Annotated in this window: 19 protein-coding genes; 15 read left to right on the forward strand and 4 right to left on the reverse strand. The window is 62.6% G+C overall.

Annotation, left to right across the window (positions count from 1 at the left end):
* Positions 1–5 precede the first annotated feature (5 nt).
* The 11 genes from RDV64_RS23145 (at position 6) to RDV64_RS23195 (ending at position 10,258) form a co-directional block, all read left to right on the forward strand.
* Positions 6–533 (forward strand): cupredoxin family protein, encoded by a 528-nt coding sequence (locus RDV64_RS23145; protein WP_309199714.1) that lies wholly within the window; start codon positions 6–8, stop codon positions 531–533.
* A gap of 8 nt (positions 534–541) precedes the next feature.
* Positions 542–823, forward strand: coding sequence for a copper-binding protein (locus tag RDV64_RS23150; RefSeq protein WP_375143854.1), 282 nt, complete (start codon positions 542–544; stop codon positions 821–823).
* 143 nt (positions 824–966) lie between these two features.
* Positions 967–1,398 (forward strand): hypothetical protein, encoded by a 432-nt coding sequence (locus RDV64_RS23155; RefSeq protein ID WP_309199716.1) that lies wholly within the window; start codon positions 967–969, stop codon positions 1,396–1,398.
* Positions 1,399–1,775: 377 nt separating this feature from the next.
* Positions 1,776–3,077 (forward strand): APC family permease, encoded by a 1,302-nt coding sequence (locus tag RDV64_RS23160; RefSeq protein ID WP_309199717.1) that lies wholly within the window; start codon positions 1,776–1,778, stop codon positions 3,075–3,077.
* 68 nt (positions 3,078–3,145) lie between these two features.
* Positions 3,146–5,479 (forward strand): heavy metal translocating P-type ATPase, encoded by a 2,334-nt coding sequence (locus RDV64_RS23165; protein WP_309199718.1) that lies wholly within the window; start codon positions 3,146–3,148, stop codon positions 5,477–5,479.
* A gap of 22 nt (positions 5,480–5,501) precedes the next feature.
* Positions 5,502–5,708: a heavy-metal-associated domain-containing protein gene (locus tag RDV64_RS23170; protein ID WP_309199676.1), complete on the forward strand. Its 207-nt coding sequence runs from the start codon at positions 5,502–5,504 to the stop codon at positions 5,706–5,708.
* A gap of 73 nt (positions 5,709–5,781) precedes the next feature.
* Positions 5,782–6,198 carry an ion channel gene (locus RDV64_RS23175; RefSeq protein WP_309199677.1) on the forward strand — a complete coding sequence of 139 codons (417 nt, stop codon included), beginning with the start codon at positions 5,782–5,784 and terminating at the stop codon, positions 6,196–6,198.
* Between the two features lie 106 nt (positions 6,199–6,304).
* Complete coding sequence (locus RDV64_RS23180) at positions 6,305–6,655, forward strand: copper resistance protein CopC (protein WP_309199678.1); 351 nt, start codon at positions 6,305–6,307, stop codon at positions 6,653–6,655.
* The gene (locus RDV64_RS23185; protein ID WP_309199679.1) at positions 6,652–7,668 is read left to right on the forward strand and encodes a CopD family protein; all 1,017 of its coding nucleotides are present in this window, start codon (positions 6,652–6,654) and stop codon (positions 7,666–7,668) included. Before RDV64_RS23180 ends, RDV64_RS23185 begins: the two co-directional genes overlap by 4 nt.
* A 27-nt stretch (positions 7,669–7,695) precedes the next feature.
* Positions 7,696–10,029, forward strand: coding sequence for a heavy metal translocating P-type ATPase (locus RDV64_RS23190; RefSeq protein ID WP_309199680.1), 2,334 nt, complete (start codon positions 7,696–7,698; stop codon positions 10,027–10,029).
* A gap of 22 nt (positions 10,030–10,051) precedes the next feature.
* Entirely contained in the window at positions 10,052–10,258 is a 207-nt protein-coding gene (locus tag RDV64_RS23195) for a heavy-metal-associated domain-containing protein (protein WP_309199681.1), read from the forward strand.
* A 15-nt stretch (positions 10,259–10,273) separates the two neighbouring features.
* On the opposite strand, the gene RDV64_RS23200 is transcribed toward RDV64_RS23195, so the two are convergent.
* Positions 10,274–10,840 (reverse strand): Crp/Fnr family transcriptional regulator, encoded by a 567-nt coding sequence (locus RDV64_RS23200; RefSeq protein WP_309199682.1) that lies wholly within the window; start codon positions 10,838–10,840, stop codon positions 10,274–10,276.
* Positions 10,841–10,898: 58 nt separating this feature from the next.
* Between RDV64_RS23200 and RDV64_RS23205 the strand changes: the two genes are divergently transcribed.
* Positions 10,899–11,471, forward strand: a complete 573-nt coding sequence (locus RDV64_RS23205; protein WP_309199683.1) for a hypothetical protein — start codon at positions 10,899–10,901, stop codon at positions 11,469–11,471.
* 276 nt (positions 11,472–11,747) lie between these two features.
* On the opposite strand, the gene RDV64_RS23210 is transcribed toward RDV64_RS23205, so the two are convergent.
* From RDV64_RS23210 to RDV64_RS23220, 3 genes are all read right to left on the reverse strand, one after another.
* Complete coding sequence (locus tag RDV64_RS23210) at positions 11,748–11,870, reverse strand: hypothetical protein (RefSeq protein ID WP_309199684.1); 123 nt, start codon at positions 11,868–11,870, stop codon at positions 11,748–11,750.
* A 13-nt stretch (positions 11,871–11,883) separates the two neighbouring features.
* A complete protein-coding gene (locus RDV64_RS23215) occupies positions 11,884–13,971 on the reverse strand; it encodes a TRAP transporter large permease subunit (protein WP_309199685.1) in 2,088 nt (695 codons plus the stop codon).
* 154 nt (positions 13,972–14,125) lie between these two features.
* Positions 14,126–15,190, reverse strand: coding sequence for a TRAP transporter substrate-binding protein (locus RDV64_RS23220; protein ID WP_309199686.1), 1,065 nt, complete (start codon positions 15,188–15,190; stop codon positions 14,126–14,128).
* Between the two features lie 252 nt (positions 15,191–15,442).
* Between RDV64_RS23220 and RDV64_RS23225 the strand changes: the two genes are divergently transcribed.
* The 3 genes from RDV64_RS23225 (at position 15,443) to RDV64_RS23235 (ending at position 17,480) form a co-directional block, all read left to right on the forward strand.
* A complete protein-coding gene (locus tag RDV64_RS23225) occupies positions 15,443–15,622 on the forward strand; it encodes a hypothetical protein (protein ID WP_309199687.1) in 180 nt (59 codons plus the stop codon).
* Between the two features lie 43 nt (positions 15,623–15,665).
* Positions 15,666–16,241, forward strand: coding sequence for a hypothetical protein (locus RDV64_RS23230; RefSeq protein ID WP_309199688.1), 576 nt, complete (start codon positions 15,666–15,668; stop codon positions 16,239–16,241).
* 252 nt (positions 16,242–16,493) lie between these two features.
* Entirely contained in the window at positions 16,494–17,480 is a 987-nt protein-coding gene (locus tag RDV64_RS23235; protein WP_309199689.1) for a tyrosine-type recombinase/integrase, read from the forward strand.
* Positions 17,481–17,498: the final 18 nt, after the last annotated feature.

Consider the following 17,498-nt stretch of genomic DNA (forward strand, 5'->3'; position numbering starts at 1 on the left):
ACAACATGAAGCTTTACACTGCTGCGTGGCTCTCCGCCGCGCTCATTATTACCCCGGCGGTCGCGCTCGCAGCCGGTAAACACTCTGGTGGCCACGACGACGGCCATGCCGCAAGTGCTGGCAGCGACGACCACCACCCTGAGATGGCGATCGGCTCGCCCGGAAAAGCATCGAACGCGGCGCGGACAATCCAGGTGACGATGAAGGAAACCGACAGCGGAGCAATGATTTTCGAGCCAGCCTCGATTGAGGTGAAACGCGGCGAAACCGTGCGCTTTGCGATCACCAATGGAGGTGTGCTCGAGCACGAATTCGTCATGGACGCTTCTCCAGAGATCGCCGAGCACAAGGATCTCATGCAGCGCTTCCCTGAGATGATCCATGAAGATCCAAACGCCGTGCGCCTCGAGCCCGGCGCAGCAGGTGAGATCGTCTGGAACTTCACCAATACCGGGAGTTTCGAATTCGCGTGTCTCATCCCAGGTCATTACGAGATGGGGATGCACGGCCCCCTCAACGTCAACGAATCTTGAAAGGAAGCATGATGAAGAAACTAGCGCTTGCTGCGGCCCTGATCGGAAGCCTTTCGATAGGACCAGTTTTCGCGGGTACGATGTCGGAAGGTGAAGTCACCAAAATCGATCCGCGCCGCAATCGGGTTACGGTCAAACACGGCCCGCTTGAGAACCTCGAAATGCCGGCTATGACGATGGTTTTCGAAGTCGCAGACCCCGCGATGATGGACCGCCTGAGTGTTGGCCGCTCGATCAGCTTTACTGCCGACCGCGTAAAAGGAAAGCTCACCATCACTGAGGTAGAGTAAGATGGTGGGCGCATTGCCATTGAGGCGGTGCGCCCATCAGCTCCGGCGAGAATTATCCGCTGCGCCGAAGTCGCGACTCATTAATTTTTGCTAGTCAACTCGAACAAGAGCGTGCTGTACTGCTTGCGTAAGGAACATGTAGAATGATTAAGGCCCTATTTTTTGTAGCAGTGACCATTATCCTCACTACTACAGGCCTACAAGCTGCCGGATTTCCGCCAAACGCTAAAATCGGCGACGGTATTGACATCACCAACGTGATGCTTCGTCCGACTGACAATCCATCCCTGTGGCGTGTTTCGTTCGTTCTCGAAAACTTCGGTTCGCAGCCCGCTCGCCTGACTGGTCTCACAGTCGGCGGGAACGTCTCCGACATCGTTGTTGGCGGTGCTCCTCTCGAGCGAATGGGGCCTGGCCTCTTGGTGCGCTACGACGAGAAACTGGATTTCTCAACGTCCCATCTCGTCGCAACAGTTCAGTATGAAAAAATAGTTCCGCATGACTTAGATCATATTGTCGTTGATCTCGAAATTAATGGCGCCATCACCCAAATTGAGATTCATAAAAATGATTGATTTTATTGATTCAATTAATTGGAAACGTATGGGTAGTTAATCGCTGTATTTCGGAGATGAACTCGAGCCCCCCAGGGGGCGTGAATTATTACTATCTCGAGGGCAATTCCAACGAATACAGCCTATGCCGTTGGAGCGCTGACATCTGTGCGAGACAAAACCAGCGCAATTGCGATGCGGCCTTTGCATCGCAATTGCGCTGGCAAGCCTGATCGATGCGGCGATCTAACGGAATCTGCCCACGCGAGGCAGCTTCTTTCTTGCCCATCTCGGCCGCGAGGCTGCAAGCGGAGACATGGGCCACGCCATATGCGCCGTGCTCGGCCCGATGACCGCATTGCCGCCGCCATGGATTGATATGTAAAAAAGGAAAACTGATGGCAGGCGCCTACAAGAAGGACAGCATCACATTGCCGGGTGCGGTGGCCATGGGCACCGGGGTGATGATTGGGGCGGGAATCTTCGCGCTGACCGGCCAAATTGCTGAGCTTGCAGGGGCGCTCTTTCCGCTCTCGTTCGTCGTGGGGGCGGTTGTGACCGCGTTCAGCGCCTACACGTACATCAAGATGTCGAACGCCTATCCGTCTGCAGGCGGCGTCGGGATGATACTCAAGAAAGCGTACGGGCCGACGACGGTGGCCGCTGGGGCGGCATTGCTTATGGCGCTGTCGATGGTTATCAGCGAAAGTCTCGTTGCGCGCACGTTCGGAGCTTACACACTCCGGGCTTTCGGCGGCGATCCAGAGAGTTTCCTTGTCCCTCTTCTGGGCGTCGTGCTGATCGTCATCGCCTATCTTGTGAACGTTTCCGGAAGCCGCTCAGTCGGACTTCTGTCCATCGTTATGGCCGCGCTCAAGGTCGGCGGCATCACCCTTTTCGGCGTGGCTGGGCTCTGGGCGAGTGGGATCACGTTCGAGGCGACTGGAGGGGATGCCGGCGCGACCGGCTTCGTGGCTTCTGTTGCGCTTTCCATTCTGGCCTTCAAGGGCTTTACGACTATTACAAACAGCGGTGCGGAAGTTACAAACCCGCATCGCAATGTGGGCCGAGCCATCGTTCTATCGATTGCCATCTGCGTGGTCGTCTACCTCCTTGTCGCCTTCGCCGTAGGCTCCAGTCTCTCGCTCGACCGGATCGTGGCAGCGAAGGATTATGCCCTCGCCGAAGCAGCCGAGCCCGCGCTCGGAAAGACCGGTTTCTACCTCACGGTGGCGCTTGCTCTGGTCGCCACCGCCTCCGGGCTGATCGCAAGTATCTTCGCGGTATCGCGGATGCTGGCCATGCTGACAGATATGAAGATGATCCCGCACAGCCATTTTGGTATGCCGGGCACGATCAAGGACCACACACTAGTCTACACCGTCGTCATCGCAGGATTTTTGACGGTTTTCTTTGATCTGAGCCGTATCGCTTCACTCGGAGCATTCTTTTACCTCGTAATGGACATCATCATTCACGGTGGAGTCTACAAAAATCTCCGCCACGACATCACCGCCCGAGGGTGGGTGCTGTTGACGGCGATCGCGCTCGATACCGTAGTCCTGATCGCGTTCGCAGTGATGAAATGGCTGTCCGACCCGCTGATCGTCGTTGTGGGGCTGGTCGGCATGGCGGCAGTGTTCCTGTTTGAGTGGGTCTTTCTCGCACGCAATCGCATCAGTGAGGAAAATCACCATTGAAGAATAGCTTGCCACGACTGGTCGCCGGATCCCTTGGCTGAAACAAATCGAAAGAAGGTTGGCAGGACATGGAACACGATCACCACCACCCGCAGTCAACCGATCCAGAAAGCGCCGAAACGGTAAAAGACCCGGTGTGCGGGATGACGGTCACGGTAAAGCCCGACGGGCGGCACGCCGAATTCCAGAGCGAGACCTTCCATTTCTGCTCGGAGAAGTGCCAGACGAAATTCAAGGCGGATCCGTGGTTCTATGCCTCGGGTCGCGCCGCCGGGCAGAAGAAGGCCGCACCGGCCAACGTCCAGTACACCTGCCCGATGCATCCCGAGATCGTCCGCGACGCGCCGGGGTCCTGCCCGATCTGCGGCATGGCGCTGGAGCCGATGGTGCCTTCGGATGAGCCCAGCGAGGAGCTGACCGACTTCACGCGGCGGATGTGGATCTCGGCGGCTGCGGCGATGCCGCTGATCGTGCTGACGATGGGCGAGATGGTCGCCCTGCCGGTGCGCGACTGGATCGGGCACCAGACCGCAAGCTATCTCGAGTTCCTGCTGGCCACACCCATCGTGCTCTGGGCGGCGCTGCCGTTCTTCAGGCGCGGCTGGGAGTCCATCGTGAACCGCAGCCCCAACATGTGGACGCTGATCAGCCTCGGCGTGGGGGCAGCCTATCTCTATTCGATCGTCGCCACCTTCCTGCCGGGTGTGTTTCCGGAACAGTACCGGATGGGCCATGGCGTGGGCACCTATTTCGAGGCGGCGGTCGTGATCGTGGCGCTGGTCTTCGTTGGCCAGGTTCTCGAATTGCGCGCACGCGAACGCACCGGCGATGCGATCCGCGCGCTTCTGGACCTCGCGCCGAAGACCGCGCGGCGCATCCTGCCCGATGGCACGGAATATGACGCCCCGCTGGAGAACATCATGGAGGGCGACCGGCTCCGCGTGCGCCCCGGTGATGCGGTGCCAGTCGACGGCACGGTGATCGAGGGGCGCTCATCTCTCGATGAAAGCATGCTCACCGGCGAGTCGATGCCGGTCGAAAAAGGCCCCGGCGACGCAGTGACCGGGGCCACCATCAACAAGAACGGCTCCTTGGTCATGGAGGCGGGCAAGGTCGGGGCCGATACAGTGCTGGCACAGATCGTGACCATGGTGTCGAACGCGCGCCGCTCGCGCGCACCGATCCAGGGTCTGGCCGACCGCGTGTCGGCGGTGTTCGTGCCGACGGTGGTCGCGGTGGCGGTCTTCGCCTTCGTCGTGTGGATGATCTTTGGGCCAGAACCTGCGCTGGTCTTTGCCATCGCCTCGGCTGTCTCGGTGCTGATTATCGCCTGTCCCTGCGCGCTCGGGCTGGCCACGCCGATCTCGATCACCACGGCGGCGGGACGCGGAGCACAGGCGGGTGTGCTGATCAAGGATGCCGAGGCGCTGGAACGTATGGCGGCTGTCGATACGCTGATCGTGGACAAGACCGGCACCCTGACCATGGGCAAGCCGAAGCTGACTGACACCGTGGCGCTGGGGGATGTGCCCGAGGCCGACCTGCTGTCGCTGGCCGCTGCGCTGGAACGCGGGTCCGAGCACCCTCTGGCCGAAGCGATCGTGGAAGGGGCCGAAGCCGCGGGCGCTGCCCGGCAAGAGGCCACGGATTTCGAGGCGGTCACCGGCAAGGGGGTGCGGGGACAGATCGTCGGACGCGCCGTGACGCTTGGCAACACGGCGATGATGCAGGAGATGGGGCTCGATACGGCTGAGGCCGAGGCGCAGGCTGACACCCTGCGCGCCGAGGGCAAGACGGCGATGTTCATCGCGGTCGATGGCGCGCTGGCTGGGATCGTGGCCGTGGCCGACCCGATCAAGGACAGCACCGCACAGGCGATCCGGGAACTCCATAACCAGGGGCTGCGAGTCATCATGGCGACCGGCGACAACGAGCGCACGGCACAGGCGGTGGCGGGCAAGCTTGGCATCGACGAGGTCCGCGCTGGCATCCTGCCCGAGGCCAAGAAGGACCTGATCGATCAGTTGCGCCGCGACGGCCACAAGATCGCCATGGCGGGGGACGGGGTGAACGATGCGCCCGCGCTGGCCGCCGCCGATGTCGGCATCGCAATGGGCACCGGGGCCGATGTCGCCATGGAAAGCGCAGGCATCACGCTTCTGGGTGGCGATCTGATGGGCATCGTGCGGGCGCGAAAGCTGGCGCGGGCCACGCTGCGCAACATCAAGCAGAACCTGTTCTTCGCCTTCGCCTACAACGCGGTCGGCGTGCCGATCGCGGCCGGGCTGCTCTATCCTTTCACGGGGCTTTTGCTCTCCCCGATGATTGCAGCGGCTGCGATGAGCCTGTCCTCGGTCTCGGTCATTTCCAACGCGCTTCGGTTGCGCCGCGTTGATCTGTAGGGAAACCCGAATGGAGATTCCAATGACGACATTCCACATTCCCGGCATGCACTGTGGCGGCTGCCGGGCGACGGTCAGGAAGACGATCCACGCAATCGATCCCGATGCAAAGATCGACTTCGACAACGAGGCACGCCAGATCGTCCTCGACAGCCGGGCAGAGACGGCGAAGGTGCAGGCGGCACTGACCGCGGCCGGCTACCCCGCGACGCCGTTGTCGCCAGTGTGACGGCCATGGCCATTTGGATGTCCTGCGCGCCTCGCTAGAGGACAAATGCCTTCCCTTATAAGGAATTCAAGAAATGGCTCTCTTGCTAGGGTTTGCCCTGGTCAGCGCTTTGGGCGTCGCGCACCACTACGGTCTGATGGCAATCCGCGTTCTCACCCCAAAATCTGACAACAGTCCGCAAGTGGCGATTATACTCGTTTTTGTCGGACTTCTAGCGCTGCACACTTTGGAGATAGTTTCGTTTGCCGTGATCTACAAAATACTACTGAATTCGGGGGCGTTTGGTGCGCTCGATGGAGCCCACGACGAAAACTGGGAATCTCTATTTTATTTTTCTGGTATAAATTTCTCGACCCTTGGATATACTGAAATTAACACAAATGGATCGATTCGAATGGTCAGCATGATGCAGTCACTAGGAGGATTCATGGTGCTAACTTGGTCAGCTACATTTCTTTACTCCGTTTGCGAGCGATCTTGGCGTAATTAAATATATCTTAGGCGAGCGCGATCTTCATGGAACGGTGCGTTACTAAGAGCCAATCTTGCGGTCATCAACATCGAATAGAACTCTCTCAACACATTCAGGAAATACCATGAAGCATACGATGCTTGCCGTTCTTCTCGCCGTTGTCATGGCGCCGGGCCTGGCCCTGGCGCACTCCGAAGCCAGGCCCGGCGCACCCGCGGATGGTGAAACATTGTCCGCACCGCCGGAGGTGGTGCGTCTCAATTTCGGCGGCCCGATGCGGATCACCGTGCTCAAGCTCGTCGGCCCTGCCGGCGAGGTGCCGCTGGCACGCACCGACGGCATGCAGCCGGTGACGACGCTCGAAGCGCGCCCTGAAGGCGAGTTGGGTGCCGGGGCCTACGAGATCGAATGGCGCGGGATGGGCGCGGACGGGCACATCATGGAAGGCACGGTCGACTTCCAGATCGAGCCGTGAGCGACATCGGCGCCTTTACGATCCTTGAGATCGTGGTGCGGGCGCTGGGGTACGCCGGCGGCCTTCTCGCCGCCGGCAGCGGCCTCTTCCTACTTGCCTGGGGCAGGAGCGCCTACCCCGGCACCGAACCGTCTGCGGTCAACCGCGTGATGCGGCGAACGGCCCGGCTCGGCGCCATTGCCGCCGTTGCGGGCATTGTCGCCACGCTGCTGGGCCTCGGCGTGCGTGCCGCGAGGCTGTCCGGAACGGGCCTTTCCGGCATGACCGATCCGATGATGCTCCAGATTGTCTGGGAAGGCGCCGTGGGTACGGCGGTCGCGTCACGCATTGCCGGGCTTGGCGCGGTCGCGGTCGGTCTGATGGCGTTCCGGCACCGGCCCGGCGCGGTGCTGATCGGGGTCGGCGCGCTCGCGACCGCGGTGTCCTACACGTTCGTCGGCCACGCGACCGAGGCGCCGCGGCTCCTCCTTGCGACTGTGCTTGTCCTGCACCTCATGATGGCGAGCGTCTGGTTCGGCTCGTTCGCGCCACTGATCGGTGCAGCGCGCGGCTTCTCGCAGCGCGATGCTGCGGCGCTCCTGCAAGCGTTCGGCCGCTCAGCCCTGTGGGGCGTCGCCGTTCTGGCCGCGGCCGGTGCAATATTTGCCGCGGTTCTGGTCCGCAGCCCCGCGGGCCTGTTCGACAGCGCCTACGGGCGGCTCCTCCTCGTCAAGCTGGGCGTGGTCGGGGTGCTCCTTGGCCTTGCTGCGCTGAACAAGCTCTCTCTCGTGCCGGCAGTGGCGGCAGGCCGGGAGCGCGCGCGGACCCGGCTGATCCGCTCCATCCGAATGGAAGCGGCAACGGTCGCCGTGATCCTCGTCGTCACCGCGACGCTGACGTCGGTCGCCACGCCGCCAGCCCGCATGGGTTCGGCGGGCAGCAATCACGAAACGGATCGGCAACCAGAGGGCTGTGGTCCCGATCGCGCTTCGAAGAACGGCTTGCCACTGCTGCTCTCCGGGTGCCTTGGCTGAAACAAATCGAAAGAAGGTTGGCAGGATATGGACCACGATCATCACCACCCGCAGTCAACCGATCCAGAAAACGCCGAAACGGTGAAAGACCCGGTTTGCGGCATGACCGTCGCGGTGGGGCCTGACACGCGCCACGCTGAGTTCCAGGACAAGACCTTTCATTTCTGCTCCGAGAAGTGCCAGACCAAATTCAAGGACGATCCCTGGTTCTACGCATCGGGTCACGCCGCCGGGCACAAGAAGGCGGCCCCCGCGAACGTCCAGTACACCTGCCCGATGCACCCCGAAATCATCCGCGATGCGCCCGGCTCCTGTCCGATCTGCGGCATGGCACTGGAGCCGATGGTGCCCTCGGCCGAGCCCAGCCAAGAGCTGACCGATTTCACGCGCCGGATGTGGATCTCTGCAGCGGCCGCGGTGCCGCTGATGGTGTTGACGATGGGCGAGCTGGTTGGCCTGCCGGCGCGCGATTGGCTGGGGCACCGGACGGCCAGCTATCTGGAGTTCGTGCTGGCAACGCCGATCGTGCTGTGGGCGGCCCTGCCGTTCTTCAAGCGCGGCTGGGACTCGATCGTGAACCGTTCGCCGAACATGTGGACGCTGGTCAGTCTCGGCGTGGCAGCCGCCTACCTCTATTCGATCGTGGCAACCTTCCTGCCGGGCCTTTTCCCCGAGGTTTACCGGATGGGCCATGGGGTCGGCACCTATTTCGAGGCCGCCGTCGTGATCGTGACGCTGGTGTTTGTCGGCCAGGTGCTCGAACTGCGCGCGCGAGAGCGGACCGGAGACGCAATCCGCGCCCTCCTGGACCTCGCCCCCAAGACCGCACGCAGGATCCTGCCGGGCGGCACGGAATACGATGCGCCGCTGGAAAACATCATGGTGGGCGACCGGCTCCGGGTGCGCCCCGGCGACGCGGTCCCGGTGGACGGTGTCGTGATCGAGGGACGGTCTTCGCTGGATGAAAGCATGCTGACCGGCGAGTCCATGCCTGTCGAAAAGGGGCCGGGCGATGTGGTGACCGGCGCCACCATCAACAAGAACGGCAGTCTCGTGATGGAGGCGGGCAAGGTCGGCGCCGATACCGTCCTGGCGCAGATCGTGGACATGGTGTCGAACGCGCGGCGGTCGCGCGCACCGATCCAGGGGCTTGCCGACCGGGTGTCGGCGGTGTTCGTGCCGACCGTGGTTGGGGTGGCGATCTTCGCGTTCGCGGTGTGGCTGATCGTCGGGCCCGAACCTGCGCTGGTCTTCGCGATCGCTGCGGCGGTGTCCGTGCTGATCATCGCCTGCCCCTGCGCGCTGGGCCTTGCCACACCGATCTCGATCACCACGGCGGCAGGGCGCGGTGCGCAGGCTGGCGTTCTGATCAAGGATGCCGAGGCGCTGGAACGGATGGCCGCTGTCGACACGCTGATCGTGGACAAGACCGGCACGCTGACCATGGGGAAACCGAAGCTGACCGATACCGTGGCCCTTGGCGATCGTGCCGCGGCCGAAATCCTGTCGCTGGCCGCTGCGCTCGAGCGCGGCTCGGAACATCCGCTTGCCGAGGCGATCGTTGAAGGCGCCGAGGCCGCGGGCGCTGCCCGGCAAGACGCTGCGGATTTCGAGGCTGTCACCGGCAAGGGCGTACGCGGCCGGATCAACGGGCGTTCCGTCGCACTCGGCAACACCGCGATGATGCAGGATCTGGGGCTAGGCACGACCGAGGCCGAAGCAAGGGCAGACGTCCTGCGCGGCGAGGGCAAGACGGCAATGTTCGTCGCGGTCGACGGGACGCTCGTCGGCATCGTGGCGGTGGCCGATCCGATCAAGGAGGGGGCAGCGCAGGCGATCAGGGAACTTCACGGCCAGGGGCTGCGCGTCATCATGGCAACGGGCGACAACGAGCGCACCGCAAAGGCAGTCGCAGGAGAACTGGGGATCGACGAGGTGCGCGCCGGGGTCCTTCCGGAGGACAAGAAAACGCTGATCGACCAGTTGCGCGATAGCGGCCACCGGATCGCCATGGCAGGGGACGGCGTGAACGACGCACCGGCTCTCGCGGCGGCCGACGTCGGCATTGCAATGGGCACCGGGGCCGATGTTGCCATGGAAAGCGCCGGCATCACGCTTCTGGGCGGCGATCTGATGGGCATCGTGCGGGCGCGAAAGCTGGCGCGCGCCACGCTGCGCAACATCAGGCAGAACCTGTTCTTCGCCTTCGCCTACAATGCGGTCGGCGTGCCCATCGCGGCCGGGCTGCTCTATCCCTTCACGGGGCTTTTGCTCTCCCCGATGATTGCCGCGGCCGCGATGAGCCTGTCCTCGGTCTCGGTCATTTCCAACGCGCTTCGGCTGCGCCGCGTTGATCTGTAGGGAAACCCGCATGGAGAATCCAATGACGACATTCCACATTCCCGGCATGCACTGCGGCGGCTGCCGGGCGACGGTCAGGAAGACGATCCACGCAATCGATCCCGATGCAAAGATCGCCTTCGACAACGAGGCACGCCAGATCGTCCTCGACAGCCGGGCAGAGACGGCGAAGGTGCAGGCGGCACTGACCGCGGCCGGCTACCCCGCGACGCCGTTGTCGCCAGTGTGACCACGCGTGCGGCAATCAGGAGCCGGATTGCCCGCCCGCGGAACCGGCGCGCTGAAGCGTCCTCTTGCGGCGAGACAGCTCCCGGTAGAGCGCTTCGGGGCTCACATCGATCATGGTCGCAACCTCTCTCCACGTCCTGGTGCCCCGCTCGCCGCGCAGCGCCAGCCACGCGTCCAGACGATCCGCAACCCGCGGCAGTGCTGCAACCTCGATCCGTCCCCGCAGGTGCTGCACCTCGCGCGACGCGCTCTCCAGAAGTTCCAACGCCGCGGCCGTATGGTTCTGAAGATATGCGAGCACGTGGTCGCGGTGCAGCGACCGGACCGTGCAAGCGCTCGCCGCGACCGCATCGCAGTGGTAGCGGTCTGCGAACAGCGATGCCTCCGCAAGCCTGTCTTCAGGCCCGGCGCGCTGCAGCACGATGCACCGCCCCGCCGGCGTATGTCGTTCCAGATGCACCATTCCGCTGACGACCCAGAAGACGCGCCGAACCGTCTCCTCCTGCCGGAAGATGATCGCGCCAGCCGGGAAAGACCGTTCGGACGATTGATGTGCAAGGGCGCTGAACATGATCGCGATCATGCGCCATCCCGCGGGGCCATGCGACAACAACCTTCGAGAACCGCCTGGAGGGACCCACATGCGCATGCAAATTTTCGCAGCCATTCTGACGATTGCCCCACTTGCAGCAGCCGCGCAGCATGTTGGCGCCACCCCGCATCAGCATTCAGCGCACATGAACCCCGACTTCGTGCCGCCGGCGGCGTCTGCCCCGACGGAACCCGGCCAGGGTGCGTTCGCAGCCCTCTCGGAAATCGTCGCCTTGCTTGAGGCTGACCCCCGGACCGACTGGGGCACTGTCGACATCACGGCGCTCCGCGATCACCTCATCGACATGGATCGCCTCGTGACCGACACGGTGGTGCGGGACGAGAAGCTGTCGGATGGGCTGCGGTCCGTCGTGACGGGCGACGAGGCGACGCGCGCGACGCTGCGGCGCATGATTCCGGCGCACGCAGCCCAGCTTGCAGCCGACCCGCGTTGGACGGTGCGCGCTGAAGCGCAGGGGGATGATATCGCCCTCATCGTGACCGCGGCTGATGCGGCGACGATCGCGCAAATCCAGGCGCTCGGATTTTACGGGCTGATGGCGTCCCAGGATCACCACCGCACGCACCATTTCGCAATCGCAACCGGCCAAAAGGTTCACTAAGCCGCTATCCGACAGGTTCCATAATCTTCCCGTTACGCGACCGGCGTTTGTAACAGCCATTTAGTAATGTCCCACCTCAGCAAATTAGAGATGTCCCACCGGCGATCCTCCCTTCGTGGATTCGGGGCCGAGGTGGCGGATGACGGTGCTGAAGATGAGAAAGCAAGATCTGCCATGAATGTAATGCGGCGCCACGCATCGCTGCTCCAGAACAAAGTCTTGGCCCATTGATCCACGGCAACACAGATGGCTTCATAATGGCGGTGATCGGGTTGCTCAGCCGATAGGCAGAGCATACTCGAACATCAGGAAGATCAGCGCCACGGCAAGCACGACGCCGCCAATCCAGGGCGCCAGGCCGTAGCGGTCGAGATCTTCGCGGCTATCGCGTCCAATCATGAGTATCTCCTGGTCATGACAAAAGCTCGGGGAGCCACAGGGCGATCTGCGGAATGAAGAGCACCAGAACGAGACCGACGATCTGGAGCGCGATGAAGGGCAGCACCGCCAGGTAAATCTCCTGCAGTGTGACGTCCTTCGGGGCGACCGATTTCAGCCAGAAACACGCTGGACCAAAGGGCGGTGAAAGAAAATAGATCTGGATGTTCATCACGAACAGGATCCCGAACCATATCTTCGCCTGATCGACCGTGAGGCCCAGTTCGGGTGCAAGCCCTTCCACCACGGGCGCAAACACCGGAACCGTGATGAATACGATCGCGATCCACTCCATGAAGGTACCAAGGACCACCAGGATCGCCATCATGGCGAGGATGACGCCGATGGGCGGCAGGCCAAGGTCGAGGAAGAGCGATTCCATGAACCTTGCACCGCCCACAAGGTTGAAGATGCCAACGAAAGAGACCGCGCCGAGGATCAGCCAGATGATCGTGCCGACCGTGGTCATGGTACCGGCGAGCGCTGCGGTGATGACCTTCCACTTGAATTCGTTGCGAACCGCGGCGACGAACAGCGCACCCGCAACGCCCACGCCCGCCGCCTCGGTGACGGACGTGACGCCGCCGTAGATCGAGCCCATGACGGCAGCGATCAGGAGGATGCAAAGGAACACCGCGGAAAGACGGGCGGGCGAGAGCTTGCGCGATTCGCCAGTCATTGCAGCGACTTCCGCGGCAGTCGGTGCGAGCTTCGGATTGATGTTGACCCGAACCAGGACGTACGAGGCGTAGAAGACTGCGAGCATAAGGCCCGGCATCGCGCCAGCCATGAAGAGATCGCCGATGCCCACTTCTGCCGACAGGCCGTAGACGATCATGATGATCGACGGTGGTATCAGGGTCGCGAGTGCCCCGGCCGCGCATATGAGGCCGATGGTGAGCTTGCGGTCGTAACCGAGGCGGAACATCTGCGGCAGCGCGACGAGGCCGAGCATCACGATCTCTCCGCCCATCACGCCCGACATTGCAGCCAGGATCACGGCGACCACCGTCGTCTGCACCGCGACGCCGCCGCGGAAGTTTCCGGCAAATATGCTCATCGCATCGAAGAGGTCTTCGGCAATGCCCGCCCGCTCGAGGATCGAGGCCATCAGCACGAAGAACGGGACCGCCACGAGCGGATATTTCTCGAGAAGCTTCACAGCGTTCTGCGCGACAAGATATAGCCCGTTCGGGCCGAAAAACAGCAGCGCCATGATGACCGACACGATCAACGTCACGATGCCGAGCGGCATCCCGGTCACCATCAGGGCGATGAGCAGCACCACCATGACGACGGAGACCGTGCCGAGCCCGTATTCGCGCATCGAGATCACCTGACGGGGATCAAGCGCCTCGCCGACCGATGTGAACACCCCCTGCAGCCCCGTCACCATGGGGCCGAAACCTTCGGTCTCGCCAAGGAATGTCGCGAGCGCCTGGGTGCCGAAGTAGACGACCATGAAGAGCGCAAGGAGCTGAACGGCGAACTTGGCGGCACGGCTCGCAACGTGGCGGTGAAGGTTTACCGTGAGCTGCGCGAGATAAAGGAACGCGCCGAGCGCCAGCAGCATCTTCATCATCAACGGCAGCGGCGAGTTGAAGGGCGAACCCATTCGCTCGACCTTCAGGAGGGCGTTGTAGCCGCGCAGCGCCGCGTCCGAGAGAAGAAGATAAAGCGCGATGATCCCGACTATCATAGCGAAGAGGTCGAGCCAGTAGCGCGCCTTCGGCGACACCGCCGAATGCAGCACCGTGATCGCGATGTGGCGGCCCTTCAACGTGATGATGCCGGACGACAACATCCAGGCGGCGCCGACGAGCACAAGCACGACCTCGAAAGCCCACAGCGTGGGCGCGTTCATCACATAGCGGGCAAAGATCTCCCAAAGCGTGATGCCGACGGCAAAAAGGTAGAAGACCGATACGGCTATCCCGGTAAAATGGCTGACATGGTCTATCGGCGTGTAGTTCCGAACGGCGAGGTCCTGGCCCTCATCGGGTGCTCCCCCCGCAACGTCGAGCGGCGCGTCATCGAACTTGTTGTTGGTTTGGGTGGTCATCGGTCAGCCCTTCGCCGGCCCGCGATCACGCGCGCAGCCTGTGAGGTCGTTCGCGTTGCTTGAGGCAATGCGGCTCTGAACAGAGCGCCCCGCGCAACCATGCGCCGTGCGCTCGAGATGGTAGCCCGCGGCGTCGCCACGGGCCTTCGCACGCCTAGTTGAGGCTGGCGTCGAAGTCCTGGCTCAGCATTCCAGCCTTCTTCATGTAGGCGATGTGCGCGTTGTAGGCTTCTTCGGCCAGCGGCGAGCCCTTGGCGAAGGCCTTCCAGCTGTCGACGGCAATTTCGCGCAGCTTGTCGCGCTCGTCCTGGCTCCAGTCGATGATCGTAAGGTCGGAGTCCGCGCGGTCACGCGCAACGAGCGTGATGTCCTGCTGGCGCACCTCGCGGGTCACGTCCATGAGAGCCGCCTCCCACCAAACCTCGATGATCGTCTGCTGCGCTTGTGTGAGCGAGTCCCAGGTATTCTGATTGAAGGTGAGCTGCAGGAACGGCATGGAGTGAATGCCGGGATAGAGCGGATATTTCGCGATCTTGTGCATACCATTGGCGTCGTTGTTCACGTACGCGGAGTTGTCGGCGGCATCGATCACGCCCCGCTCGAGCGCACCGTAGGTTTCCGATGACGGCAGCGCCACCGGCGAGGCCCCGGCGCGGCGGAAGACGTCCGCCGCCATGCCTTCCGGCGCACGGATCTTGAGACCTTCGAGGTCGGACACACCTTCAATCGGGACGGTTGAGACGAATGCTTCACGGTTGTAGGTGCCGCACGCGACCACGTGGACGCCGGGGAAGTGCTCGTCGTAGAGCTTCTGTAGGATTTCCTTGCCACCTTCGCGCTGGCAGAAATTCCAGAGCTGCTCGGGGCGGTCGTAGCCGGCGATGAGGTCACCCATCAGCGCAAAGCCTGGGTCGATGCCGGCGAAGTAGGCGACGGCGGTGTAGTCGCCGTCCAAAATGCCGTTCTGCACCGCGTCGGGCGTGTCCCGGCGGCCGACCACCGACTCGATGGGCAGAAGCTCGATCTCGACCTCGCCATCGGTCATTGCCGCGAGTTTCGGCAGCCATTCGTCCTGAAGATAGCGCAGCGAGAAATGGCTGGCGTTAGAACTTGTCTGCACTTTCAGCACGCGCGCCTCGGCATCGGGCGCGGAGAACGCGCTCGCGGAGAAGAGCGCGGCCGCAGAACCAGCTACGAGCGCCATTGTTCTGAACTTCATTTGGAGGTCCTCCCTTCTGTTATAATAAAAATGCATTGCAGCTATGCATTTCGTCTTGCCAAATTGTTAGCCTCCGTTTTTACAAGCTGCAACTCCTCAGCCGGCGCATTTCACGGCCGTTCATGGATGGATGTGTTGTTGTGTGGTGGTTCTGGACCGGAGCGGTGGCGGTCTGGGTTTGCGTTCTGACGGCCTGCAACTGGACATCACGACTTTCATCGACCGTATTTCTGATGCTGCAAGGATCACCTGATGGAACACTTGCTGTTCAGGATGGCGTACTGGCTTCGCCGGCTGCCTTCGCGGCAATTCGTGATTATCGCGCTGGTTATCGTGGTTATAGCCGCAGTACTTTACGGTTTTGAAAGTGCGGGCTTGTGGCCGGACTGGCTCACCGCTGACAGGATTGGCCGCCGTGGTTCGGCTGTGTAGATCGAGCCGATCAATTGATCTGCAAAGCGGGCAAGACAGACGAATGCTTGCGCAGGGCATCAGGCCACGAAAAAGCCCGCCTCTGAAAGCGAGGCGGGCTGACTTCGATAATAAAATCTCTTCAAAAACATATCGTTACAAAAAGGGTCCCCGCGAAAATTCCTCCTTTGGAACCGGGTCGGTGTCAGTCGCAAACACGCTCGACGCGGATGACGTAGGCTTGGCGGCGGGGGCTCCAGCGCTCGGAGCGGACGTCGCGGCAGTAGACCCGCTGAGGAGCAGCGTTGGCGGCAAGGGCCGCGCCGAGGGCGAAGGCCCCGAAACCGATGGCGGCGGCTGCGCCCTTGTTGAAGTGGCGGCCCCGGTGACCGCGATGTGGGCGGCGGTGGCGATTGCCGCGGCGGCCGACCTTGTCGATGGCACTGGCGCCGGTCTCGATCTCGGCGCTCTTCAGGGCGCTGAATGGAGTCGCTTGAGCGGCGGTCGGCGCTGCGATGGCTGTTGTAGAAATCGCAATTGCAGTGGAAGCAGCGACAATGGTTTTTTAAAATTCATGGTCGTATCAATCCAGGTGCTTGCAATATTTGTTTCAGGTTCCGGCCCGTTGCCGATGCATTGAAGATTATGACGGGTTCGTTATCTGCACGTGACCCGTGTCACAGACCGCGCCTTTGAAGAAATTCGTCCGGATTGGCCGGTTGCGCTCTGCGCTGCGGCTTTCGCCGGACGGGAGGGTCGCGATGGGGTGGCCGATGCCGTTGCTCCCCTTCACGGGGTTTTGGAGCGGATACGATTGGCGGTTTCTGGGTGCCTATAATTGACATTATACGCGGTCAGGGCATGCATCGGAGCGGCCACAGGGGTTTTGCCAATGCCGATACCAACGAACCCGTCAGGAAGCGCCCTCACCACCCTCGGCGATCCGGCCGATCGGGTGCGCGAGGCGCTCGCCAACCTGCGCCGGCACGAAGCCCTCGCAAGCGGCGCCTATTCGCAAAACACCTTGAAGGCATGGGAGGCCGACAGCCGCCTGTGGTCGGCCTGGTGTTCTGAAACCGGCACGACCCCGCTTCCCGCATCGCCCGATGCCATTGCCGCATGGATCGAGGCCATGGCAGCCAGAGGCAACAAGGTGGCCTCCATCCGCCGCCGCATCGCCACCCTGGCAAGGATGCACCGCGCAGCCGGGCTCCCCGACCCGACCAAGACCGACACCGTAACGCTGCGGCTGAAAGCCGTCGCCCGCCGCATCGGGTCGCGCCAGCGACAGGCAAAGCCCATCACCTATTACGATGCACGGCGCATCGTTACGCATCTTCCAGCCAGCACCATCGGTCTGCGCGATGCCGCCCTCATCCTCATCGCACGGGACATGCTGGCACGGATCTCCGAGGTGTCCGCCCTCAACGTCGGTGACGTGACCCGCCAGAGCGATGGCAGCGGCCTCGCCTTCGTCGCATCGTCCAAGACCGATACGCTGGGCGAAGGGGTCATCGTCTATGTGAGCCCCGCCGCGGTGGCCGCGGCCCAGGCGTGGACGGCCGCAGCCGGGATTGCCGAAGGCGCCCTGTTCCGATGTGTCGATCGCCACGGCAATATCGGGGGCCGCCTGGCGCCGCGCGCCATCGCTGCCGCCTTCAAGCGCATGGCGGCCCGGGCCGGTATGGATGTTGGCATCAGCGGCCACTCGGCCCGCGTCGGCGCCGCCGCAGACCTTGCCGAGTTCGGCGCATCCCTCCCCGAAGTCATGACCGCCGGCCGATGGAAATCGCCCGTTACCGCCGGACGCTATTGCGCCGGACAGGAAGCCCGACGCGGTGCCGTCGCACGATTCCATGCCGCAAAAGGGGAAGGGTGAGGAAGGGCCTCGCGCGCA

Origin of the sequence: Acuticoccus sp. MNP-M23, from assembly GCF_031195445.1 — a bacterium.
Lineage (GTDB): Bacteria > Pseudomonadota > Alphaproteobacteria > Rhizobiales > Amorphaceae > Acuticoccus.